Consider the following 21,924-nt stretch of genomic DNA (forward strand, 5'->3'; position numbering starts at 1 on the left):
TGTGAGCAGTGCTGACACCAGAATATTTGAATAGCTTTTCTTCCGGCTATCTGGGAATGTGCGATGTGCTGAATGAGCAGATCATCCGAGATGTGGCACGAAGGATAGCGAAGACCGGAAGAATTACACCGACAGCCGAGTGGCAGTTGAAGCAGGCAAAGCAGTCCGGAGCATTGATGAATGATGTAATCCGGGAGGTCGGGGTTCTGACTGGAAAATCCGATACGGAGATATTATGCTTATTCCAGGATGCAGGCTTGACCGGGATGTTGCAGGATGCAAAGCCGCTATTGCAGGCCGGAAAGCTGAAAACCTCGGATATTGTTCTTTCTGGAGCGATGCAGAGGACCATGGAGGCAGCCGCAGAGAAGTGCAGGGGAGAGATTGGAAACCTTACGCTGACAACGGCGATAGCCACACAGCAGGAGTATATGCAGGCACTGAACGCAGCCTATATGAAGGTTACGTCTGGTGCTTTTTCATACCAGGAGGCAATCAGACAGGCTATCCGGGATGCGGCAGTCAAAGGAACATCGGTCATGTATGACAGTGGGTATATCTCAAAGCTGGATACGGCAATCAGAACTGCTCTGCTAACCGGAGTAAATCAGACAGCAGGAAAGCTGACGGAGTTGTATGCTTCGGAGCTTGGAGCTGAGTATTACGAGACAACAGCTCATGCAGGAGCCAGACCCTCACACTCAGTCTGGCAGGGCAAGGTGTTCAAGATTGAGGGCACAGCTCCGGGGTATGAGAACTTCTACGAGGCAACCGGATATGGAACAGGAGCCGGTTTGTGCGGTTGGAATTGCAGGCATAGCTTCTATCCGTACTGGCCGGGAGTTTCAAAACCGGCATACACGAAAGATGATCTTGAGGATTACAGCAGACCGAAGTATTCGTTTGCAGGGAACCTTCTTACGGAGTATGAGTGTATGCAGAAACAACGGGAGTATGAAAGGGCAGTTAGGGAGTACAAGAGAATCCTGGCCGCCTATGATTCGTATATCCAGACGGTCCAGTCAGAAACAGACAGAGCGTACTTCCGGGAGGAGTTCCAGAAAGAATCTGTGAAGCTGAAAGAGAAGGAATCGCAGATGAAAGATTTCTGCAAGCAGACTGGACGGAGCATAGATACTGCCAGAACGCAGGTATCAGCCGTATATGACGGCAACGGTAACTTGGCATCATTTAACCACTCAGTCAGTGGAAAAGCTGTATGGGCGAATAAGAAAGCGAGGAAATAAGCATGAAGAAAGAAGAACTGATGAAGCAGTATGAGGAGCTGAAAGGGAAAGGCAAAGAGCCGGAAATGATTTTCCTGTATATCCACATGCCGACCGGAGAGACAGAAACCATTGTCAATCCGAATGTTGAGGAGAAGATGAAGTACATTGACCGCACCTACAATGAAGACCTGGTTCATGCGAACTGCAAGGACATTTACATTGAGCAGGCTTGTATTTGTGCCGATTTCGGACCATCCATGATGTTTTCGGATGCATATATGCTGATGAAACAGGGCATGAAGGTAAAACTGCCAAACTGGGGCGGCTACTGGTACTGGGATGCAGAGAAGAAAACAATCATGATGCACACCAAAGACGGAGAAGAACTGGATATTCGCCAGACAGACCGCCCGGAGTACACCTTCGACAATATTGCGTCTGACGAATGGCAGATTGCAGATGAAGAGAACTGCCCGGAACTCGGCGGAGAGGCTACGTTTGGATTCGGGGATGCGTACAAATTCCTGGAACGTGGTGTCAAGGTGGCAAGAAAAGGCTGGAACGGAAAAGGAATTTACCTTGAAATGCAGTTCCCGGATGAACACAGCAAAATGACTCAGCAGTATGTCTATATCGTCACTACCGGACTTGTGACCGACAACGAAAATGCACCGAAAGGGCTTGCGCCATGGACGCCGTCTCAGACAGATATGGCAGCTAAGGACTGGGTTGTATTCACAGAAGAGTAGGAAGGAGGTGATCCTGCTATCTCCCATCCATGGGTTAAATGGTATTTGCCCCGTATAGGGCCGTAACTTATTAACCCTTACAATTTACCATTGAAGCACTTAAAACGTGTCCTGGGAACTCTCAGAAGTTCGTAGACACCCTTTAAGACCACGAAAACAATTAACAGTCAGCCGGTCCGTTGGTGGAACGTCTGGCTGTTGTTTTTTGCCCTGTGATATGGCATATAAACTGTCTCCTTCTCTTGCGTGCGGAGATATAAATGCACGATAGCAGTGCCGGAGTGAACCGGAATCTAAACGAAATCAGCGAAACGAAGAAAGGAAGGTAAGTGAAATGGCTTACGAATTTTTGAAGAAACTTTTTGGAACCCCGAAGGACGGCGAAGAGCCTAAGACTATGACCTATGCGGAACTGGAGGCGGCGATTGATGCTGACAAGAAAATCCAGGTAGTAGATGTGAAAGCCGGAGGCTATGTGTCGAAGGAAAAACTGGATGCCAAGATTACAGAGCTGGACGGAGTAAAGCAGCAGTTGTCAGATGCCAATACAACGATCCAGTCCTACAAGGACATGGATATTGACGGTATTAAGCAGTCTGCAAAGGACTGGGAGACGAAGTACACCCAGGAAACACAGAAGCTGACCGCACAGCTTGCAGCCCAGGAGCGTACTCATGCACTAGATATGTTCATGGGTGGTTATAAGTTCTCGAGCAAGCCTGCTGAAAACGGTGTAAGAGCAGAGTTTGAAAAGAAGAACTTTACCCTGGAAGACGGAAAGTTCCTGGGAGGCGATGAGTTTATGAAGTCCCTTATGGAGAATGACGACTACAAGGGAGCTTTTGTTATCGAAGATGATAACGATCCGGAAGACGATTCCCATGAGGAAGAGGAAGGAAAGCCGTTCTTTGCGAGAGGAGTTGGAGGAACTGGCGGAGCCGGAGGCGAAGGAGTCAAAGGCAAAGAAACACCGTTTAATCCGTTCGGGTTCAACTTAATCAGACAGCCAGACAAAAACTAACAGGAGGAGAATAAAATGGCGAAATTAAATTATGCAACCGAGTATTTACAGACACTGGAGCAGATGTTTCCGTATGTCCTGTATTTTGGAGATTTATTTGCGACACCGAATAATGGAAGATTCCGTTGGGTAAATTCCAGAGTTATCGAGGTGCCGACAATTTCCACAACTGGCCGTACCGATGGAGATAGAGATACCATCGGGACCAGAAAGCGTAACTATAACAATGAGTGGAAACCGCTGACTCTGGAGAACCACAGACAGTGGCAGACACTGGTGCATCCGAGAGATATTGCCGAGACCAAGGGTGTAGTGGCAATTGGAAATATCACGAAGGTTTACAACGAGGAGCAGAAGTTCCCGGAGATGAATGCTTACTGCATTTCCAAGCTGTATGCAGACTGGACCACTGACGGAGCGAAGACAGCCCACAGTGAAGTGCTGACAGAGGAGAATGTGCTGACCGTCTTTGATGAGATGATGAAGGACATGGATAATAAGAGAGTTCCGAGAGCCGGAAGAATCCTGTATGTGACACCGGATGTCAGAACGCTCATCAACAATGCGAAGCAGATTTACAGAACCGTTGATGTTGGCAGCCGTTCTGATGCAATCAAGAGAGCAATCAACTCTATTGATGATGTGAAGATTCCGGAGAGCGTACCGAGTGACATGATGCGGACGAAGTACGACTTTACCGAGGGTTGGAAAGTGGATTCCACAGCGAAGCAGATCAATATGGTTCTGGTGCATCCGATGGCGGTAATCACACCGATTTCCTACGAGTTCGCTCAGCTCGACCCGCCATCCGCAGGTTCCCAGGGCAAGTATGACTACTTCGAGGAATCTTTTGAGGATGTATTTATCTTGCCTCACAAGATGGACGCTATTGATTTCCATGTGAGTGCATAAGAGAAACTGATTACTGGCTCTGTGCATGTGCACGGAGCCAATTTTTGAAGGGAGAAACCATATGTATAAAGTTGAGAAAAAGAACAGAGTTCTCAGAATCCCGGATGAGAAATTCGATGAGTACAAGAAGATGGGCTACATTATCCGGGATGAGAATGACAATGTGCTGTTCGAGCCGGAGAACATCAAGGCGACTGCCGAAAAACTCAAAAAGGAGAACGATAAGCTGAAAGCCAAGCTGGAAGAGGTTACCCTGTATGCGGAGAATGCAGACAAGAAGATTGCCGAGCTTCAGAAGGAGAACGATAAGCTGAAAGCGGCAGTCCAGGCACAGTCCGCAACAGGAGATGCAGACCCGGCAGAGGCTGAAAAGAAAGCAGCAGCAAAAGGCTCAAAGAAAACTGAGTAGGAGGTAGCTTATGTATTTAGCAACGAAAGACGGGAGTTCCTGCCGGATTCCCGAAAGAAAGGCGGCATATTACAAAAGCATGGGCTATTCGCTTGAAAGCCTGGAGCCGGAAGTCGGAACGGGCACAGCTTCTTCGAAAGAAAAGAAGACCGGTAAAAAAGAATCAGCTACGCAGGAGGACGTAAATCCGGCGAATAGCTGATTTTTCTTTGCAGCCTACCATTTTATCAGAAAGGGGTGTTTCGATGGTCCAGGAGGACGTAAGAAGACCGTATGTGGATTTCGCATACTACAAGAATGATTACGGTGGCACGCAGATAAAAACGGAGAATGATTTCAAGAGAGCCGAGAGTATTTCAGAAGCATTCGTGAACCAGGTTACGTTTGGCCGGATTGCAAGACTGAGTTCGATTATAGACTCAATCAAGGATGCAATCTGCTGTGTAGCCGATACGGTGGCGGTGCAGAACGAAAAGAGAGAAGCTGTTGTGAAGTCGGAATCCAACGATGGATATTCCATCAGCTATGCGGATGCCATGAATGATACGGCGTTGCATAACGAGATGTACAGGGCTGTGAGGTCATACCTGGCGAACACCGGACTGCTGAACAGAGGGTGGGTGAAAGAGTATGATGACAAACAGTGATGTGACTATCTTTAATCTGAGAATTGGAGCAGACCGCCGGGAAAAGCTCTGTGCGACAAGAATCTTGGGTGTTTCGTGGTACGGAACAAAGGGAGAGACTGTATTGGACACAGACCGTAAGGATAAGGCAAAATGTGTAATCCGAATCCCGGCCACAGCGACAGTAGAAGCCGGAAAGCAGTATATAAGCGAAGAGAAATACAAGAAGCTGTCAGATGAAGAGGCAGAGAGGTACTGGACTATCCAGAAGGGAGCTTATATTGTGCGAGGACAGTATGTGGTGGCCGGACAGTGGCTGTTCGACACATTCAGTTTCCGCCAGGGTATCATTCTGAAAGATACGATTGAGGAGCTGGCAAAGCTGAGACAGCACGATGAAGATTTTGCGACTGTCACAGAATATGCCGACAATACAATCAGAGGAACCGACAGGACGAAGCACTGGAGAATAGGGGGTGCGTGATGGCACTGAAAAAGATCACTACTCCGAAAGGTTCAATCATCAATTCCGGGAACGGGAAAGCGGAGCTGACCTGGAATCCGGACTTTGCGGCGAAGAGGAACGCTCAGTTCAGCAGAAAGCAGATGTTTGTAGATTCCGAGGTCTTAAGACGGTGCAGTCCCAGGGTTCCGTTGCGAACCGGTATGCTGGAGAAATCCGGCAAGCTTGGAACGGATGTAGGCAGTGGCGAGGTAGATTATATCGCCCCGTATGCTGCCTATCAGTATTACGTAACATCTGATACCAGACCGTATGATGCGAACCGAGGAGCGCATTGGTTTGAGAGAATGAAGGTGGCTGAAAAAGAAGACATTCTGCGAGGAGCAGATAAGATTTAGGAGGTTACATGGAAGTAAATAGTGTACTGGAGGGCATAACAGAGTATTTTCTGCGGTGCCCTCTTTTGAAAGACGGTGTATTCCGGGTAGATGCCCTTGGGCCAGACCCAGTAGAGTACACCATAGAGACCGGGATATTCGACCCGGTAATCCAAAGATATGTAGATGGCAGTTCGGAACGTCAGTATCAGTTCCAGTTCGGTTCCAGAGAGTTCTACAGCATGGACAGGGTACAGAACATAGAGAACAGCACGTTCTATGAAGAATTTGCGGACTGGGTAGAGGAGAACAGCATGGCAGGCAACCTCCCGGAGCTTCCGGAAGGAATGTGTGCAGAAGAGATAGAGGTTCTTTCCCCTGGATATATCTTTGATGGAGCTATGAAGAACGCAAGGTATCAGATTTCCTTGCGATTATTGTATTTTAAGGAGGCAAGTAAAAATGGCAGGTAATGTAAGTGGCGCAAGAGAAGTGGTACAGAGACACCAGTTTGCGGATTATCTGAATATCGGAACATCTGAAAAGCCGAACTGGGTACTTATGGGCGTTGGTTTCACAACTCTGGATGAAACATTCGGTGCAGAGAGCGAATCTGAGAAGTATGTGTGTGAGCCGTCTTCCTCTTCCTCTGTTGTATCCTACACATCGGTATTTCCGTTTGAAGCGAGACTCATTAAGAGCCAGGATGCGGTCAACGCACTGTACCATGTAGGAAGAAACCATTTAACCGGCAGCGATGCAGAATTTGAGTATTGCAGAGTAGAGTTATGGGACCAGAAGCAGAACGCTTCTGAACCGGTTGCAAACACATTTGCGGCTAGAAAGTTCCTGGTATCTGCCGAAGTGAGCGGCGTATCTGGAGAAAAGAAGCAGAGCATGAGTGGAAATCTCAATGCAGTAGGCGATCCGCTTGACGGATATTTCAACACAGAATCAAAGACATTTGAAGAAGCTGCGGCTTAGAATTTGGAGGTAAAGTAATATGAGCATGTTAAAAATTTGTGGACAGGAATTAGAGTTAGATCTGTTCGATGCAGATACTATGGAGGTCTATGAGAAATCCATGGATAAGGTTGTGAAAAGAGCCAAGGAAACCAAGAAGCATACGGAGCTGTCGAATGCGGACGGCATCCGGGAGATGTGCGGAATCGTGAAGGATTTCTTCGATGAGGTATTTGGAGGCGGAACGGCTGAAAAGCTGTTCAAGGGTAAAAACAACCTAGCAATCTGCATGGATGCTTTCGGAATTGTTTCTTCTGAGGCTGGTAAGATGAAAGGCCAGGTAAATGCGATTACCAACAAGTATAACATGAACCGGGCACAGAGACGCCAGGAAGGTAAGAAAAATAAGCATGGCAAGAACGGAGCAGTAGTAACGCCAATCGGTAATGCGAGTGGGCGTGATAATTCATGAACCACAACATGCTTGTAGACTATCTTCCGGAAACAGTAGAGATTGAAGGTACGGAGTATGCGATAGAAACAAACTTCCGTACCTTCATTCTGTTTGAAATGATGATGCAGGACCCGGAGCTTTCGGACGCTGAGAAAGCAAGGCAAGGTCTGGAACTGGTATATCCGGAGATTCCGGAGAATCTGGATGCTGCGGTGGATGGGTTGTTGTGGTTCTATGCCGGTGGTAAACGATGGCGTGAGAAGAGAGCCGGAGCAGTAGAAGGGGCGGCAGAAGTGCAAAGGATTTATTCTTTTGAGCATGACGATGATTATATCTATTCGGCGTTTCTGACGCAGTATCACATAGACCTACAGGACATTGAATACCTGCACTGGTGGAAATTCAAGGCTTTGCTGAGAACGCTGTCATCTGACTTGGAGTTTAGTAAGATTATGGAGTATCGAAGCGTAGACATTGATGCGACCATGACGAAGGAGCAGAGAGACTTCTACCGCAGGAAGAAAGAACTGTATGCTTTACCGTTGCCTGCTGATGAGGAAGAGAAGGTAGATGCAATAGCAGAAGCCCTTATGAACGGCGGCGACCTTACGGGACTGCTGTAGGAGGTGACTGGCTATTGAAGATGTAAAGAAGAAAATGATACGGGTGGAATGCCCGGAGTGTAAATATAAAATGCCGTTGTTTTTTGAAGAGACGGCGGAGTGTTCGGGCGTGATGGTCTCCTGCAAAGGGAGAAATTGTCATGCCCGTTTTGAATTGAAAATCAAAGACGGAAAACAAATCAAGTAGTGCCATTATGAGCCGATGATTGAGCCGAAGAATTGAGGTGAGAACATGGGCTATGATGGTACGCTGAAATTTGACACCAGCATAGATAGTTCCGGTTTCCAGAGCGGACTAAGCAAATTATCTGGAATGGCGAGCGGAGCGATTAAGGCTACCACTACTATTCTGGCCGGTGCCGCAACAGCGGTAGCCGGTATTGGTACGGCTGCAATCAAGGTCGGTTCTGACTTTGAGGCAGGAATGAGCAAAGTCCAGTCCATTTCCGGTGCTTCGGCTACGGAGATTCAACAGCTTGCTGATAAGGCAAAGGAAATGGGTGCCAAGACGAAGTTCAGTGCCACAGAAAGTGCCGAGGCTTTCCAGTACATGGCGATGGCCGGATGGAAAACCGGAGATATGCTGAACAGTATTGAAGGTATTATGAACCTGGCGGCAGCGTCTGGGGAAGACCTTGCATCGACGAGTGACATTGTTACCGATGCGATGACTGCCTTCGGACTGGCGGCAGACGGAACAACAACCATCATCAAAAACGGGTACTCGAAGGAAGTTTCCAATGCTACACATTTTGCAGATGTGCTGGCAAAGGCAGCATCCAATTCCAATACCAACGTAGGAATGATGGGCGAGACGTTCAAGTACGTTGCCCCTGTAGCCGGAGCCTTAGGATTCAGCGTTGAAGACTGTGCTACGGCAATCGGTCTGATGGCGAACTCCGGAATTAAGGCGAGCCAGGCAGGTACTTCTCTGCGAAGTATCTTTACAAGAATGGCGAAGCCGACCAAAGAAGTACAAGCGGCTATGGACCAGTTAGGAATCTCGCTGACGAACAGTGATGGTTCCATGAAGTCTCTGAAAGAGATCATGAATGACCTGCGTTCTGGATTTGCAGGCCTGACAGAAGCACAGAAAGCGCAGTTAGCAGCATCACTCGGCGGCCAGGAGGCTATGAGTGGATTGCTGGCTATCGTGAATGCGTCCGATGAAGACTACCAGAAGTTGACGGATTCTATTTACGATGCGGATGGTGCGGCCAAGGAAATGGCGGACACCATGAATGATAACCTACAGGGAGCAATCACACTCTGCAAGAGTGCATTGGAATCTGTAGGTATTGCCCTGTACGAAGAGGTACAGGAACCAATGAAAGAAACGGTCAAAGTCATTACCGGCATGGTAGAGGATATGAATGAAGCCATGGCGGAAAAAGGATTTGACGGTCTGATTGAGTCGTTTGGAAATTCACTCGCTGAGCTGGCACAGATGGCTATGGAGGCAGCACCTACATTGATAGGGGTTGCAGAGGACCTGGTAGGTACGTTCATAAATGCCATCATGGACCACCAGGAAGAATTTGCAGAGGTCGGAGCAACTGTAGTTGCTGAGCTTGTAAAAGCGATTCTGAATGTTGCCGGGGATATGTGGTCCGCCGGTATTTATTTGTTTACGGAATTTCTGCAGGCATTAAGCGACCATTCCGAGGAGATAGGCCGTTCTTTCGGTGAAATGCTGAGTAAAATTGGCGAGGCGGTACAAGAAAATCTGCCGCTTATCATCCAGGCTGCAAAAGATTTCGTAGCCGGATTCTGCGAGGGGCTGAGTGAAGAATTTCCGGGCGTATCTGCACTGATAGAAGGGTTCCTTAATGGATTCATCGATACGGCAAGTACCATTATCCAGGGAATTGTAGATGTGGTTTCTGACCTGTTCAGTGTGATTGATGGAGCAGACCCGAATGTGCTGGAGGCTGTCGGATATGCAATCGGCGTGATTGCGGCGTCCATAGCAGCTCTGAGCGTTGCAAGTTCTGTTCTGTCCTCTGTAAAATCTCTGTTCAAGGTGCTTGGCACACTGAAAGGCGGAGTTTCCGGACTGGTTGGAGTAATCGGAAAAGTTGTAGAAGGATTCGCACTCTGGAAGGGCGGAGCCGGAACACTGATGGAAGTTCTGGAACTGGAGTTCCCGAAGGTCGCAGGTATTTTCTCCTCTATCGGAGGAGCAGTTCAGAAGGTAATCGGATTCTTTGCAGAGTTCGGTTCATCAATAGCCGGAATTGGTTCTATCATTGCAGGAGCGATTCTTGCGGTTACCAATTTCGTAGATATGTTTGTAAATGGTTTCAGTGCCATAAAAGAGGTTCTGATGGTAGTCGGTATTGCACTGGCGTCTGTCGGGGCTGTTATCCTTGGGGCACCTGCACTGGTTGCGGCGGCGGTAGCTGGAATTGTAGCTGCGGTAGCAACGGCGGTTGTTCTCATCAAGGAACATTGGGACCAGATTGTAGAATTTTTCAAGAGCATCCCGGAGAAGCTGAGTGAACTTGGTTCGGCTATTTCGGAATGGTTTTCTGGTGTCCTGGATAGCATAGGCGAGTTTATCGACTCTGCGGTTGAGTGGTTTTCAGAACTGCCTGGGAAAATCATAGATGCCATTAACTCACTGGCAGAAAGTTTTGTCGAGTGGGGAGCTTCGATGCTGGAAACGGCATCTGAGGTAGTATCGCAGATTATTGATTCGATTGTGCAGTTCTTTACGGACCTGCCATACAAAATCGGTTATGCGATAGGCTTTGTAATTGGTACGCTGATTGAATGGGGAGCAAATGTGATTAACTGGATCACAACGAATGTTCCTCAGATGATAGATAGCATCATTAAGTTTTTCTCTGAATTGCCGGGGAAAATCTGGAACTGGCTGGTAAACACCTACAACAAACTGGTTGAATGGGGAAGTCAGATGCTCCAGAAAGCCGGAGAGATAGCAAGCAACTGTATAGACAACATTGTGAAGTTCTTCTCCGAATTGCCGGGCAAGATTTGGAACTGGCTGACTGATGCTTTTAATAAGCTGGTAACGTGGGGTTCCAACACCCTACAGAAAGCGAAGGAGATAGCTTCTAACACGATAGATGCAATCGTCAATTTCTTCTCCCAGTTGCCAGGAAAAATCTGGACCTGGTTAAGTAATACGCTACAGAAGGTAATCCAGTGGGGTTCCGATATGGTAGCGAAGGGAAGACAGGCAGCATCTGATTTGTGCAGTGCCGTCATAAATGGCGTAGCGAACTTGCCGTCCCAGATGGCGAATGTAGGCTACAACATCGTGATGGGTGTATGGAACGGAATCTGTAATGCGGCCGGTTGGTTCAGACGCCAGGTGCAGAGTTTCTTCTCCGGCATCGTAGACGGTGTTAAGGGAGCATTAGGTATTCACTCCCCGTCCAAAGTCTTTGCAGATGAGATTGGTAAGTGGATTCCACCTGGTATCGGCGTAGGTATTGAAGCCGAGATGCCAGACCTGTATAAGCAGATGGATGATGAGATGGCCAGTCTTGGAAAGCGGATGCAGACGGCGGTTAATGTGGAAACCGGAAAGATTGCTGTTGATAAGAAGGTCAGCACAACATACAAAGTCGAGAAAGAAAAGCAGGGTGTCTTCGAGAGCGGAGACACAACGGTAGAGATTACCGGAGAGACACACGTTCATGTAGATTTGGACGGTAGGGAAGTTGGAGATGCAACAACACCGATTGTCGATGAAAACATGGCGAGAATTGATACACACAAGAAGAGAGGAGGTTAATCATGTCGGGAGTAGGCATTACGTTTGATGAGACGCATTCGTTCCGGGACTGGGGCTTAAGACTCAAGAAGATTGTTATCGGCATACCGAAAGCAAAGACAGAGTACGTGAGCGTCCCCGGCATGAACGGGGACCTGGATCTCTCAGAAGCTCAGAACGGCGGCGTAAAATATGAGATGCGGATCTTGAAATTCACATTCGGGGCAAGAAACTGTAGTTATGAAAGATGGAGCGGTCTGTTAAGTCAGATCGCTTCTGATTTGCAGGGAATCTCGAAGAGAATCATCCTCGACACCGACAAGGGATATTATTATACCGGCAGGTGCGAGATAGAGACAGAGAAGAATAACGATGTAACGGCGGAGATTGTTATAAGCTGCAAATGCGAGCCGTATAAAATCAGCGTGGATTCTTCGGATGAGCCTTGGAAGTGGGATACGTTCAGCTTCATCAATGGCGTTATCCGGAACACCTCAGACATCACGATCAGCTCTGGCTCCGGTTGGCAGAAAGTCAGCCTGGACGGTTGGGTTCATAATGAAACGCTCAGAATTGTTTCCAATGCGGAAATGAAGGTAAGGTATCGTAATTCGACCTATACGATATATACTGGCGAGAATATCATGTATGACATTGTCCTGTACAAGGGAGTGAATGATCTTTACTTCCAGGGAAGGGGCAAAGTCACGCTGATTCACAGAGGAGGGATGCTGTAGATGTATACGATTAAAGCCTATGTGGACGGCAAAGAGTACACGATTCACGATGCCAGGGTAAAAGCACTGACCGTTGGTGGAAATCCGTATTTTGAAATCGGAGATAACATCAACGGTTCAGCAACCTTCAAGGTGTTTCCGACACACCCGTACTATGACAAGGTTAAGAAGCTGACAACAGATATTGTGATTTACCGGGATGATGAGCCGGAGTTTTATGGGCGAGTTCTCTACGATGATGAAGATTTTTCTGGAACAAAGAAAGTCTTCGTCGAAGGAGAACTTGCCTTTTTGTGTGACAGCATCCAGAGACCAAAGGTTTATCACAACATCTCGGTCAAGGCGTATGTGCAGGATTTGATAGATATTCATAATGCACAGGTAGAGGAGAGAAAGCAGTTCGTTGTCGGCAGGGTAACGGTAAAGGATTCTAATGATTCACTGTACCGGTATTCCAATTACGAAAATACCAGAACGGCATTTAAGGATAAGCTGACGAGCAGACTTGGAGGACATCTGGTTATCCGGCATGAAGACGGGCTGAGAATCTTGGATTACCTGTCGGATGAAGATTATTACACAAGAAATACACAAGGCATCCGGTTCGGCAAGAATCTGCTGGACTTTTCAAAGAATATGGATGCCTCTGATTTGGTTACCTGCGTGATCCCGTTGGGAGCGAAGCTGGATGAAGAAGACCAGGACCCGGCGCTTGAGGCTATCTCTGAACAGAGGATAACGATTGCGAGCGTAAATGGTGGCGTTGATTATGTCACGGATGATAACGCCGTGAAGGAGTACGGGAAGATATACAAGACCGTAACCTGGGACGATGTGACTCTTCCGGAAAATCTCAAGAAAAAGGGAGAGGAATATCTGAAATCTGCTCAGTTCGAGAAGATGGTCTTGGAAGTGAAAGCAATAGATCTGAACCTCACGGATGATTCCTTCCAGCAATTTGAGGTTGGAAACAAGATTCAGTGTGTATCGACACCGAACGGTCTGGATAAGGAATTCCCGTTGACGAAGAAGAAGGTATACATTACCAGCTTCAAGAATAATACGGTTACGCTGGGCGATGAAACAAGCGTCAAGTCGTACACATCGTCAAACCGCCAGAATACGGCTGAAATCGAAGAGACGATAAAATCCTTGCCGAGCAAGTCAGAAATCTTGCAGGAGGCTCTCAGAAGCGCACAAGACCTCATAAACAAACAGGTAGCCAGTGGATATGCAGTGCATGTTCCGAATGAGTTCATTGTTGCCGATGATAAGGATTATAAAAACAAAGCCAAGAACCTGTGGAGATGGGGACTTGGCGGTTTTGCTCATTACAGCCAGGGATATGACGGACCTATAGACGGTGTGGCTCTGACGATGGATGGAAAGATTAACGGTAAGATGCTGCTGGCAAATTCTGTGAAGACAGAATCCCTGGATGCCGGGTATCGGACATCCGTGGAGACGAAGATATCCGAAAGTGAAACAGCAGCCAATGAGCACGCAGACAATACAGTAAGAGTGGCAAGGGAAGAAATAGAAAATTCTATTTCCAACATGGAGAACCGCATTGAACTGTCTGTGCGAAGTGTTAAGGAAAGAGTTACCAGAAAGAATTATATAACCGGTGGAGAACAGGAAACATTGGATCTGGCCAGATTCTCAATATCCGGAGCAACCAGCATTTGCAAGGTGGAGAAGTCGGAGTTTCTGAACATGAACGCCTTTAAGCTGACCTTTTCCGGAACCGGAGCAGTAACGCTGACACAGAGTCTGGGAACCCTGGAGGCTGGCAATTATAAGATTGCTGTCGAAGCGGCGTATCCGGAAGGTTCAAAGTACCGACCGTCTTATATCCAGTACGGATTTTCCGAAAATAAGTCCACGGCTTATCTCAGTGGATATACCGCAGATGAATACCATGCATACAGCAAAGAGGTCAAGATCACGAAAGCTGCAAAGTCTGTAGCTGTGACGGTATACGGATATTCCGGAAGCGTATTGTATGTAACGGATATCCGGTGTTTGAGGGATATGCAGGAACTGTTGGACGATATCGATGCAAGACTGGATGTCGAAGTCGGGAAAGTATCTGCAACTGTGTCCGAAGTATACGAAAACTCATTGCACAATTATTGTAGCAATGGGAATTTTTCGGATAGCACTGATAAGTTTACCGGATGGAATAGAAGTAGTGCTGCACAAATAACGCAGACTACCTTTTCTGGAAAAAGCTGTGCGAAGATAGAGAATAATACTTCGACCTATAGCCTCTCATGGTACCAGAGACCGTGGGCGAAAAAAGGGAAAGTGACTGTAAGGTTCAAAGCTGCTTGTGATACGGAAGATTCCGGAAAAGCACGGATACGAGTCACGATTGACGGAAAAGCATTTCTTACGACTGCCGGAGAACTTGGAAGTGGATGGAAACAGTTTGAATTTACAGCCGAAGCTACACCATCGTATTTTCACACATACTTTTATAACTATGTGGCGGATACGACTGTATATATCACGGATGTTGAAATCCTTGGTTATATATCCGCATACTCAGAAAGCCAGTTGAGTGTATTGAAAGACTCCATCGAGGCAGAGGTCAAGAGAGCAACAAAAGGTGAGGAAGATCTGAAGGCATCTATCAAAGTCAATGCCGATAATATTACCAGCAAGGTAAGCAAGGGAGATTTTGGTTCATATGTTACTCAGTATTATGACAGAGTAATTACGGCATTCAACAACAGCAGTAAGTATGTGCAGATCAGTGCAGGAGAGATAGCCATTTATGATTATGGCGTGTCTTCGTCAAAGAAACGAGCGGTATTCGATGAAAGCGGAAACCATTTCTATCGGGATGGTTATTATGTCGGATGTATTGGTACAAACCAGTGGGCTCAGAACAATTCTCATAAGGGGCTGGTGTTCGACCTGGAGCCACAGGGAAAGTACATGGCGTTCGCTCAGAAAGCCAGCGCATCAGCCAGCTCATACACGACAATGTTATGTTTCAGCCGTGCGAACTCTATTTACGATGAGTATGGCGTGAATATGGGTTGCAATCTGATTGGAAACTGGTACACGCTGAAGAACTTCAAGATAGGTTCGATTTCTGCTGGAGGATATACCGCATTTAGCGGAGCAATACCGATTGTATGTGAGATCACGAACAACGGTAACAGTTGGACGTATTCACATCTCAGAGTTTACAACGGAATCATAGTAGGTTACTGGAACTAAGAAGGAGGCAAGAAGATGGAAATTATTTTTCCGAGAGGAGACGCACCGGAAAAGGTAGCGAAAAACAGTGTAGCTGTAGGAACCATTAAAAGAGAGCAGGAGGTAAAGGAAGATGGAAGAGAAGAAAAAGCCGGGCAGACCGCTTAGTGTTATTTATGCTGATGCGAAACAGGCAATCACAAGGCAGGTTGGAAACACGATGGCGGCTTACGGGTTGCCTATTTTTATGGCAGAGGGGATTCTGAGCGGAGTGCTTGCTGAAATCAGATCAAATGCTGCAAACGAACTTGCGGACGATACAGCCAGATATGAAGAGGAATTGAAGGAATATTATGAAACCGAGGCGAAAGAGAAACATGAGACTTTCGAGAAAGAAAAGGAAGAGCTGATTACGCTTTTTGAAAATCCGGAAGAAGTCCCGGGTGCATCGGAAGAGAATGTTGCCGGAGAGGAGCCTGTTATCGAGGAGGTGGAGTAAATGGCAGATATTTCCCAGGAAATAGATCAGCTTAGAAATGCGGTCTATGGAGAAGAGGTGCGAGGAGCTTTCATTAGCTGTATGCAGAAAATCCATGAGGAGAATGAAAGCTACAATGACATCAAAGAGTCGGTCAACCAGTCTGCGGCTACTATGAAACAGCAGGTAGACTCAATCAATACGAAAACTGAGGAAGTCCAGACTGCATTGCAGAATCTAGCGAATGCTATTGCAAATGGCAAATCTCAGCAGGAAGCAAATGAGAAAGCTACCGCAGCCGGAAAGACCCAGCAGACAGCTACGGAAAAGGCTACATCAGACAGTAAGAATCAGCAGACAGCAACCGAGAAAGCTACAGAGGCCAGCAAGACCCAGCAGGCAGCCTTGCAGAAAGTCGTTGATTCTGCAAAACAGATTGATTCTGCAATCCAGCAATCTGTATCAGCAGCAAACCAGGCAGCGAATGATGCAAACCAGGCGGCCGGTCTGGCATCTACAGCAGCCGGTAATGCGAACGGTGCGGCTTCGGCAGCAAGCCAGGCAGCTCAGAATGCTAATGCGGCTACTGAGAATGCCAATAAAGCGGAGCAGTCCAGGTCACAGGCTGAAACTGCCAGAGTCCAGGCAGAACAGGCGAGAACCCAGGCAGAAACTCAGAGAGCATCTGCGGAGCAGACAAGAACCGCCAGTGAAAACGCCCGGATTCAGAATGAGAAGGACAGGCAGGCAAATACTGCGGATGCCATTGCTAAGGCGAAAGAGGCTACAGAGATACTTATTAACCAGGTCAACACGATTGCGCTCCAGATTAACCCGGATGACAAGGGACTTGACGCAATCATTTTAAGTGCATAGGAGGCAGAAAATGAGCGAGACAATCAACATCCCCAGAGACACGACCATGCAGTTGCTGGTCAAAGTTCACAGAGATCAGATTGCTGGAGAGATGGATCTGAAATATAAAGAGAAAGTTGCGGCAGCTACTTCCAAAGCGGAGGTAGATGCCCTTTTTACTGAATGGTGGAAGATTCAATATAATCCGGAGCTTTTCACGAAAGCGGAGATGCTGGAGAGATGGTTCGGAAATGTTCTGGTTGATTCCAGAGTTCACGGCGTAACGACACCAAGATATGATAAGAGTACGTCCATGATCGGAACCTTAACGGATGATTCCACAGGACTGACATGTACACCGTCCACAGAATCTACAGCCGGTAATGATCCGTTTGCGCACCTTCCGCAGTTTTGGTGTCTGGAGGTTGCGGCAGAGAAAAAAGCAGATGGTTCCCATGAGATTTTCTATGTAGAACACATTGACGATACAGCAAAGGTCAGAGGTGGAGAACATCTGTGTTGGATGATCCAGAAGAACACCTACAAGCGTGAATGGCAGGACAAGGATTACAAATATCTGAAAACCAGATGTACACCGGCTCCAGGATACAAACGTTGGAAAGAAGGTACAGACCGAACCGGAAAAGTGCATGAGTACATGGCACATCCGAAATATTACGCTGGTCTGGACGCAGACGGAGCAATCACTTGCGGAACTGGACTGGCACCGGTCAACCGTACCTCACATTCAACCGGAGTAACCAGATGGAGAGCCAGAGGAACACAGTATTCCGGAGCATCTGGATCACTTCTGAAGTTCCTGGATGCTATGATGCGTCTGAAATATGGACGTAAAGGAAATTCCGGAAAGATTGAAGGATGCTCAAGCTACAGTTTCCAGTACACGGTAGCCGTGGCTGAGACCGGAGTGGAGCGAGTAATTCTGACCACAGCACAGGCGGCAAACCTGTTCGTGGGTTCTGCGGTCATGCTGGGAACCAATGCATCGACCGATAGAAACGCTGCCAGTGCATACTCCATTTTTGATGCGAAGTTAATCACAGCGATTGAGACTGTGAACATTGACGGCACAGACTATTCCGCAGTGTACGTGGACAACGGTGGAAAGACTTTTGACACGGTAGTCGGTACGACAATGCTGTCTACTGCTCCGTACTATTCCGGATGGAATGACAATGTGCTTGGTAGAGATGGTAGCCGATACAGCCCGATATCCGGAAAAGAACCTGGAATGATCCAGGGCGTAGAGTTCATGAATGGTTCCTATCTGATTGTCTCCGATGAATTATGGCAGTGGAGTCAGGATGCGAATGAGAATTATTGTTTTGATTGCTACAAATGTTACGATCAGTCAAAAGTAGGTTCTGCAATCAATGAGAACTACGAAAAAGTAAATGTTCCAACATTGGTATTTCCGAAAGATACGGCTGCCTGGACATGGAAGTATATTACGGATAATGCAATCAATGATGATGTTCTATGGCCGGAGGCAACCAACGCAAGCGGAAGCGGCGTTGGAGTGGGGGCTGGCTTCTATTGCGCCCCTGCGGCGTCTGGTGTTCGTGCGGCTTGGTGCTTTGGTAGCTTGGGCCACGGTGGTAATGCTGGCGTTCCTTGCCGTGACTCGTACTATGGGGTGTCTCTCGCTCGCTGGAGCGGCTCTCTCGGAGCACCTGGTCTTGAGGGTTAAAAACGGGGTGAATGCGAAGCAGAGGGGCAGTAAGCCCCTTTATTGTCTTATTTGCAAATAAAATAATTTTAGGGTTATACGGTGTCTGGGGGCTGGCTTCAATTGCGAACCTGCGGCGTCTGGTGTTCGTGCGGCTTGGTGCTTTGGTAACTTGAACAACGGTGGTAATGCTGGCGTTCCTTGCCGTAACTCGAACAATGGGGTGTCTAACGCTAACTGGAACGGCTCTCTCGGAGCAACTGGTACAATTTTGAAAAGAGTATTTAAAAATCATTGCACCGTATAATCCTCGCTTATGTGCGAAAATAACTTGAAACCAACGAGGCTAGTACCTACGGGGAAAGTCACGGAAGTAACCAGATGAAGATTAAGGAGGTTTGATGAAAACCTATTGCAAACCGGCAGATGTGGATGTTGAATCTTGGAAATTCAATGAACCTGCCGTTATAGAATGTTTCCGGAATAAGCGTGGCAGAAACGATTTCCAACGTCTGCTATGCAAGACCGGAAAGATCACAAAGCGTCAGATTGCAGAAGACCGGCTGAACCAGGATTTTAAGCGAACCCTGGAGGCTGAGAGCGAAGTTGCGAAGATGCTGACACAGCGTATCGTTGACCGTGATCTGCAATTAAAGCCAATTCGCCAATTTCAAAGGGTGGATGGGCTGACGCAGAAACTAAGAGACATCTGCCAGGAATCTCCGGAACAGCAGGTGTTTGAGTATATCGCTGTCTTTGCTTTGAAACCTCTTTTCCGGGCAAAGATTCTGCCGGTCCAGTATGGGAGCATCCCGAAGAAAGGCGGAGTTGCTGGAAAGAGGAAGATTGAAAGACTTTTGAGAAAGAAATTCCACGGCAAGGTTGTAGCAATCAAAGGAGATGTAACAAAAGCCTATCCATCGGTAACGGTGGGTATCGTAATGGAGATGTTGCGAAGAGATATAGGCAAGAATAAAGTGCTGCTATGGTTCCTGGGTGCTCTTATGAGCAATTATCCTGGGAACCATTTGTGTATTGGTGGATATCTTCCAGCATGGCTATTTAACTACGTGATGTCATATGTTCTGAGATACATCTACGAGCAGGCACAAATACGCAGAGGAAAGCGGAATAGGCTTGTCTATGCGGTTGTATGCTATGCAGACGATTTCACGATATACGGCGATATCTCGAAGCTGAGAAAAGCCATGAAGAAAGCCACAGTCTGGGCGCATGATAAGTTCGGACTGAAAATCAAGGATATCTGGCAGTTCTATCAAGTGGCATCGTTCAATGAAGAGAAGGAGAACCACGAAGAGAGAAAGAAAGGCAGTAAGAAAAGAACTCCAGGAGTTGACATGATGGGCTATGTAGTCCGCAGAAGATACACGATCATCCGTGGCAGAGTATTCCGGAGAATCCGGAGGCAGGTGCTACGTGCCTGGATGGATTTTGTAGAAAGAGGATTTGTCCCGTGGTGGAGGGCTTGCAAGATTGCAGCCTATAAAGGATGGGTTGAGCATAGCAATAGCCAAAAGTTCAGGGAGAAATACAATTTTGATGCATTATTCAAAATGTGTTCATACAGTGCAAGTAAGCACGGAAAGGAAGTTGAAAATGAGAAGAGAATCTTACTTATCGCAGCCATCGAAGATTGAGATCTATCCGGTGTTTTCTGGTACAGATGTGATTCTGAGACAGAGCATCGAGCTGGTGGAGAGAGAAGAGATCCAGGATGGAAAGAAAAGCAAATACAAAGTCTGGGAATGCGACGAAGTGCAGTTCCACTACAACGGAGAAGTAACCGAGAAAGAGATCGAAGCCGATTTTGACTACTGGCTCAAGAAAGCGGAGGAAGTACCAGATCCATCCAGTGTAGAAAATCTGAGCCTTGAGGATGCCAGAAAAGCGAAATACCGGGAAATCGCATCTGCATGTGAGGAGACGATTTACGCCGGAGTAGATGTGAGTACATCTTCCGGAGTGGAGCATTTCAGTTTGACAGAAAAGGATCAGTTGAATCTTTTTGGGAAGAAAATGCAGTTACTAGCTGGAGAGGAAAAGCTGGAATACCATGAGGACGGACATCCTTGTAAGTATTTCTCTGCGGCAGACATGCAGAATATCGTAGAACGGGCAATGTTTTTCGTGTCTTACAACACGACCTACTGCAATGCGGTCAATATGTGGATTAAGTCAGCAGAGAAAGCAAGTGATCTGGAGCAGATCCAGTGGGGAGCTGAAATCCCGGAAGAGTTCCAGAACGAGGTTCTGAAAGATTACATGAAGATTCTGGCATCCGGAGGTATCTCGTAATGAAAAGCATAATCAAATATCCAATGCTCTTTCTTTTCGGAGGGAGCATTTATTATTTGCTGGAGATAATTTTTCGGGGTTATTCATTCCCGGCAATGGTAGTCTGCGGAGGCCTGTGCTTCATTATTTGCGGTGCGATCAATGAGAAAAACCGGTGTATGCCACTGGTTCTGCAACAGTTAGTTGCGGCGGCAGGAATCACAGCGATAGAATTTCTGTCCGGATTGGTTCTGAACGTGTTGCTCGGTCTGCATATGTGGGATTATAGCAACATGCCGGGAAACTTTCTCGGTCAGATATGCCCTCAGTTTACAGTGCTGTGGTTCTTTTTGTCTGCGCTTGGAATCTTCCTGGATGATTATATCCGGTGGGTATTTTTCAGAGAAGAGAAACCACATTACCACCTATTCCGGAAGAAGGAAGAGAGAAGAAAAAGAAAATGACAAAGTTACAGATTATCTCAAAGCTCTGGTCGGCAATTTATGATCTGATTTTCCTGGTCAAAGGAACGCCGACAAAGAGCCTGGAAGAAATAGAGGCAGATCTTGGCATCGTTGAGTATGCGTGCCGGAAGTACGTTGACTGCGACGATGATGAGATAATATTCAAGAGCGAAGGAGGTACAGCCTATGCAGATCCGAGCACAGCCACGGAAGCAGATTAGTTCCGAAAATCCGAAATAACAGGGAGGAGATACCAATGGAATTATTGATAGCTGCCGGTGTCCCGTCCGCAATCGTGGCATTTTGTTTCTGGTTGCTGGAGAAGCGAATCCAGGAACGTGCGGAAGTCGAGAAGAACGAACGGGCATGCAGGCAGAGAGAACAGGATGAGAAAGAAGAGAACCGTGAAAAGCTCCAGTACATGATGCTGAAAGCTCTGGACGGTTCTCTTTGTTTGTCAGAAGCTACAGCAAAGGCGGTGCAGAGGATTCCGGATGCGAAGTGCAACGGAGATATGCACGCTGCATTAAATTATGAGCTGGAGCAGAAACATGATCTGGAGAATTTTCTGACAAGGCAGGGAGTGAACCATATCACAGGGGAATGAAATAGAAGGCTATA

At 47.2% G+C, this 21,924-nt stretch carries 25 protein-coding genes; all 25 read left to right on the top strand.

Annotated elements, in window-relative coordinates; translation table 11 throughout:
* Positions 1-8 precede the first annotated feature (8 nt).
* The 25 genes from MUB35_RS20450 (at position 9) to MUB35_RS20565 (ending at position 21,910) form a co-directional block, all read left to right on the top strand.
* A complete protein-coding gene (locus MUB35_RS20450; protein WP_244806738.1) occupies positions 9-1,247 on the top strand; it encodes a phage minor capsid protein in 1,239 nt (412 codons plus the stop codon).
* A gap of 2 nt (positions 1,248-1,249) precedes the next feature.
* Positions 1,250-1,978, top strand: coding sequence for a DUF2829 domain-containing protein (locus tag MUB35_RS20455; protein WP_244806739.1), 729 nt, complete (start codon positions 1,250-1,252; stop codon positions 1,976-1,978).
* A gap of 334 nt (positions 1,979-2,312) precedes the next feature.
* Positions 2,313-2,999 (top strand): phage scaffolding protein, encoded by a 687-nt coding sequence (locus MUB35_RS20460; protein WP_118110663.1) that lies wholly within the window; start codon positions 2,313-2,315, stop codon positions 2,997-2,999.
* Between the two features lie 15 nt (positions 3,000-3,014).
* A complete protein-coding gene (locus tag MUB35_RS20465; RefSeq protein WP_118315525.1) occupies positions 3,015-3,911 on the top strand; it encodes a capsid protein in 897 nt (298 codons plus the stop codon).
* A gap of 61 nt (positions 3,912-3,972) precedes the next feature.
* Complete coding sequence (locus tag MUB35_RS20470; RefSeq protein ID WP_244806740.1) at positions 3,973-4,320, top strand: hypothetical protein; 348 nt, start codon at positions 3,973-3,975, stop codon at positions 4,318-4,320.
* Between the two features lie 10 nt (positions 4,321-4,330).
* Positions 4,331-4,522, top strand: a complete 192-nt coding sequence (locus MUB35_RS20475) for a hypothetical protein (RefSeq protein WP_118005663.1) — start codon at positions 4,331-4,333, stop codon at positions 4,520-4,522.
* A gap of 43 nt (positions 4,523-4,565) precedes the next feature.
* Complete coding sequence (locus MUB35_RS20480) at positions 4,566-4,967, top strand: hypothetical protein (RefSeq protein WP_118005665.1); 402 nt, start codon at positions 4,566-4,568, stop codon at positions 4,965-4,967.
* On the top strand, positions 4,951-5,430 hold the full coding sequence (locus tag MUB35_RS20485; protein ID WP_118005667.1) for a hypothetical protein: 480 nt from the start codon (positions 4,951-4,953) through the stop codon (positions 5,428-5,430). The genes MUB35_RS20480 and MUB35_RS20485 overlap by 17 nt, the downstream gene beginning before the upstream one ends.
* Positions 5,430-5,807, top strand: coding sequence for a minor capsid protein (locus tag MUB35_RS20490; protein ID WP_118110657.1), 378 nt, complete (start codon positions 5,430-5,432; stop codon positions 5,805-5,807). The genes MUB35_RS20485 and MUB35_RS20490 overlap by 1 nt, the downstream gene beginning before the upstream one ends.
* A gap of 8 nt (positions 5,808-5,815) precedes the next feature.
* Complete coding sequence (locus MUB35_RS20495; protein WP_118005671.1) at positions 5,816-6,259, top strand: hypothetical protein; 444 nt, start codon at positions 5,816-5,818, stop codon at positions 6,257-6,259.
* The gene (locus MUB35_RS20500; protein WP_244806741.1) at positions 6,249-6,770 is read left to right on the top strand and encodes a hypothetical protein; all 522 of its coding nucleotides are present in this window, start codon (positions 6,249-6,251) and stop codon (positions 6,768-6,770) included. The genes MUB35_RS20495 and MUB35_RS20500 overlap by 11 nt, the downstream gene beginning before the upstream one ends.
* A gap of 19 nt (positions 6,771-6,789) precedes the next feature.
* A complete protein-coding gene (locus MUB35_RS20505; protein ID WP_244806742.1) occupies positions 6,790-7,221 on the top strand; it encodes a DUF6673 family protein in 432 nt (143 codons plus the stop codon).
* Positions 7,218-7,826 (top strand): bacteriophage Gp15 family protein, encoded by a 609-nt coding sequence (locus MUB35_RS20510; RefSeq protein WP_117687943.1) that lies wholly within the window; start codon positions 7,218-7,220, stop codon positions 7,824-7,826. The genes MUB35_RS20505 and MUB35_RS20510 overlap by 4 nt, the downstream gene beginning before the upstream one ends.
* A gap of 232 nt (positions 7,827-8,058) precedes the next feature.
* Positions 8,059-11,592 carry a phage tail tape measure protein gene (locus tag MUB35_RS20515; protein ID WP_244806743.1) on the top strand — a complete coding sequence of 1,178 codons (3,534 nt, stop codon included), beginning with the start codon at positions 8,059-8,061 and terminating at the stop codon, positions 11,590-11,592.
* Between the two features lie 2 nt (positions 11,593-11,594).
* A complete protein-coding gene (locus tag MUB35_RS20520) occupies positions 11,595-12,308 on the top strand; it encodes a phage tail family protein (protein WP_244806744.1) in 714 nt (237 codons plus the stop codon).
* Positions 12,309-15,542 (top strand): phage tail protein, encoded by a 3,234-nt coding sequence (locus tag MUB35_RS20525; RefSeq protein WP_244806745.1) that lies wholly within the window; start codon positions 12,309-12,311, stop codon positions 15,540-15,542. It begins immediately after the preceding gene.
* 15 nt (positions 15,543-15,557) lie between these two features.
* Entirely contained in the window at positions 15,558-15,689 is a 132-nt protein-coding gene (locus MUB35_RS30525; RefSeq protein WP_255786179.1) for a hypothetical protein, read from the top strand.
* Positions 15,655-16,020 carry a hypothetical protein gene (locus tag MUB35_RS20530; RefSeq protein ID WP_244806746.1) on the top strand — a complete coding sequence of 122 codons (366 nt, stop codon included), beginning with the start codon at positions 15,655-15,657 and terminating at the stop codon, positions 16,018-16,020. Before MUB35_RS30525 ends, MUB35_RS20530 begins: the two co-directional genes overlap by 35 nt.
* Entirely contained in the window at positions 16,021-16,875 is an 855-nt protein-coding gene (locus MUB35_RS20535) for a hypothetical protein (RefSeq protein WP_244806747.1), read from the top strand.
* 10 nt (positions 16,876-16,885) lie between these two features.
* Positions 16,886-18,565: a hypothetical protein gene (locus tag MUB35_RS20540; RefSeq protein WP_244806748.1), complete on the top strand. Its 1,680-nt coding sequence runs from the start codon at positions 16,886-16,888 to the stop codon at positions 18,563-18,565.
* Between the two features lie 380 nt (positions 18,566-18,945).
* Positions 18,946-20,202 carry a reverse transcriptase domain-containing protein gene (locus MUB35_RS20545; RefSeq protein WP_244806749.1) on the top strand — a complete coding sequence of 419 codons (1,257 nt, stop codon included), beginning with the start codon at positions 18,946-18,948 and terminating at the stop codon, positions 20,200-20,202.
* A complete protein-coding gene (locus MUB35_RS20550; RefSeq protein ID WP_244806750.1) occupies positions 20,162-20,860 on the top strand; it encodes a DUF4376 domain-containing protein in 699 nt (232 codons plus the stop codon). The genes MUB35_RS20545 and MUB35_RS20550 overlap by 41 nt, the downstream gene beginning before the upstream one ends.
* Positions 20,860-21,303 carry a putative ABC transporter permease gene (locus MUB35_RS20555; RefSeq protein WP_244806751.1) on the top strand — a complete coding sequence of 148 codons (444 nt, stop codon included), beginning with the start codon at positions 20,860-20,862 and terminating at the stop codon, positions 21,301-21,303. Before MUB35_RS20550 ends, MUB35_RS20555 begins: the two co-directional genes overlap by 1 nt.
* On the top strand, positions 21,300-21,524 hold the full coding sequence (locus MUB35_RS20560; RefSeq protein ID WP_244806752.1) for a hypothetical protein: 225 nt from the start codon (positions 21,300-21,302) through the stop codon (positions 21,522-21,524). Before MUB35_RS20555 ends, MUB35_RS20560 begins: the two co-directional genes overlap by 4 nt.
* 35 nt (positions 21,525-21,559) lie before the next feature.
* Complete coding sequence (locus MUB35_RS20565) at positions 21,560-21,910, top strand: serine/threonine protein kinase (protein WP_244806753.1); 351 nt, start codon at positions 21,560-21,562, stop codon at positions 21,908-21,910.
* Positions 21,911-21,924: the final 14 nt, after the last annotated feature.

Source organism: Blautia sp. NSJ-175 (assembly GCF_022867815.1).
Classification (GTDB): Bacteria; Bacillota; Clostridia; order Lachnospirales; family Lachnospiraceae; genus Blautia; species Blautia celeris.

Bases quoted from the DNA above. Each gene is read 5' to 3' on its own strand.
- MUB35_RS20485 (WP_118005667.1), top strand. From the start codon at position 4,951: ATGATGACAAACAGTGATGTGACTATCTTTAATCTGAGAATTGGAGCA.
- MUB35_RS20490 (WP_118110657.1), top strand. From the start codon at position 5,430: ATGGCACTGAAAAAGATCACTACTCCGAAAGGTTCAATCATCAATTCC.
- MUB35_RS20465 (WP_118315525.1), top strand. From the start codon at position 3,015: ATGGCGAAATTAAATTATGCAACCGAGTATTTACAGACACTGGAGCAG.
- MUB35_RS20455 (WP_244806739.1), top strand. From the start codon at position 1,250: ATGAAGAAAGAAGAACTGATGAAGCAGTATGAGGAGCTGAAAGGGAAA.
- MUB35_RS20520 (WP_244806744.1), top strand. From the start codon at position 11,595: ATGTCGGGAGTAGGCATTACGTTTGATGAGACGCATTCGTTCCGGGAC.
- MUB35_RS20545 (WP_244806749.1), top strand. From the start codon at position 18,946: ATGAAAACCTATTGCAAACCGGCAGATGTGGATGTTGAATCTTGGAAA.
- MUB35_RS20470 (WP_244806740.1), top strand. From the start codon at position 3,973: ATGTATAAAGTTGAGAAAAAGAACAGAGTTCTCAGAATCCCGGATGAG.
- MUB35_RS20540 (WP_244806748.1), top strand. From the start codon at position 16,886: ATGAGCGAGACAATCAACATCCCCAGAGACACGACCATGCAGTTGCTG.
- MUB35_RS30525 (WP_255786179.1), top strand. From the start codon at position 15,558: ATGGAAATTATTTTTCCGAGAGGAGACGCACCGGAAAAGGTAGCGAAA.
- MUB35_RS20535 (WP_244806747.1), top strand. From the start codon at position 16,021: ATGGCAGATATTTCCCAGGAAATAGATCAGCTTAGAAATGCGGTCTAT.
- MUB35_RS20515 (WP_244806743.1), top strand. From the start codon at position 8,059: ATGGGCTATGATGGTACGCTGAAATTTGACACCAGCATAGATAGTTCC.
- MUB35_RS20505 (WP_244806742.1), top strand. From the start codon at position 6,790: ATGAGCATGTTAAAAATTTGTGGACAGGAATTAGAGTTAGATCTGTTC.
- MUB35_RS20500 (WP_244806741.1), top strand. From the start codon at position 6,249: ATGGCAGGTAATGTAAGTGGCGCAAGAGAAGTGGTACAGAGACACCAG.
- MUB35_RS20565 (WP_244806753.1), top strand. From the start codon at position 21,560: ATGGAATTATTGATAGCTGCCGGTGTCCCGTCCGCAATCGTGGCATTT.
- MUB35_RS20530 (WP_244806746.1), top strand. From the start codon at position 15,655: ATGGAAGAGAAGAAAAAGCCGGGCAGACCGCTTAGTGTTATTTATGCT.
- MUB35_RS20510 (WP_117687943.1), top strand. From the start codon at position 7,218: ATGAACCACAACATGCTTGTAGACTATCTTCCGGAAACAGTAGAGATT.
- MUB35_RS20560 (WP_244806752.1), top strand. From the start codon at position 21,300: ATGACAAAGTTACAGATTATCTCAAAGCTCTGGTCGGCAATTTATGAT.
- MUB35_RS20550 (WP_244806750.1), top strand. From the start codon at position 20,162: ATGAGAAGAGAATCTTACTTATCGCAGCCATCGAAGATTGAGATCTAT.
- MUB35_RS20525 (WP_244806745.1), top strand. From the start codon at position 12,309: ATGTATACGATTAAAGCCTATGTGGACGGCAAAGAGTACACGATTCAC.
- MUB35_RS20555 (WP_244806751.1), top strand. From the start codon at position 20,860: ATGAAAAGCATAATCAAATATCCAATGCTCTTTCTTTTCGGAGGGAGC.
- MUB35_RS20460 (WP_118110663.1), top strand. From the start codon at position 2,313: ATGGCTTACGAATTTTTGAAGAAACTTTTTGGAACCCCGAAGGACGGC.
- MUB35_RS20475 (WP_118005663.1), top strand. From the start codon at position 4,331: ATGTATTTAGCAACGAAAGACGGGAGTTCCTGCCGGATTCCCGAAAGA.
- MUB35_RS20495 (WP_118005671.1), top strand. From the start codon at position 5,816: ATGGAAGTAAATAGTGTACTGGAGGGCATAACAGAGTATTTTCTGCGG.
- MUB35_RS20480 (WP_118005665.1), top strand. From the start codon at position 4,566: ATGGTCCAGGAGGACGTAAGAAGACCGTATGTGGATTTCGCATACTAC.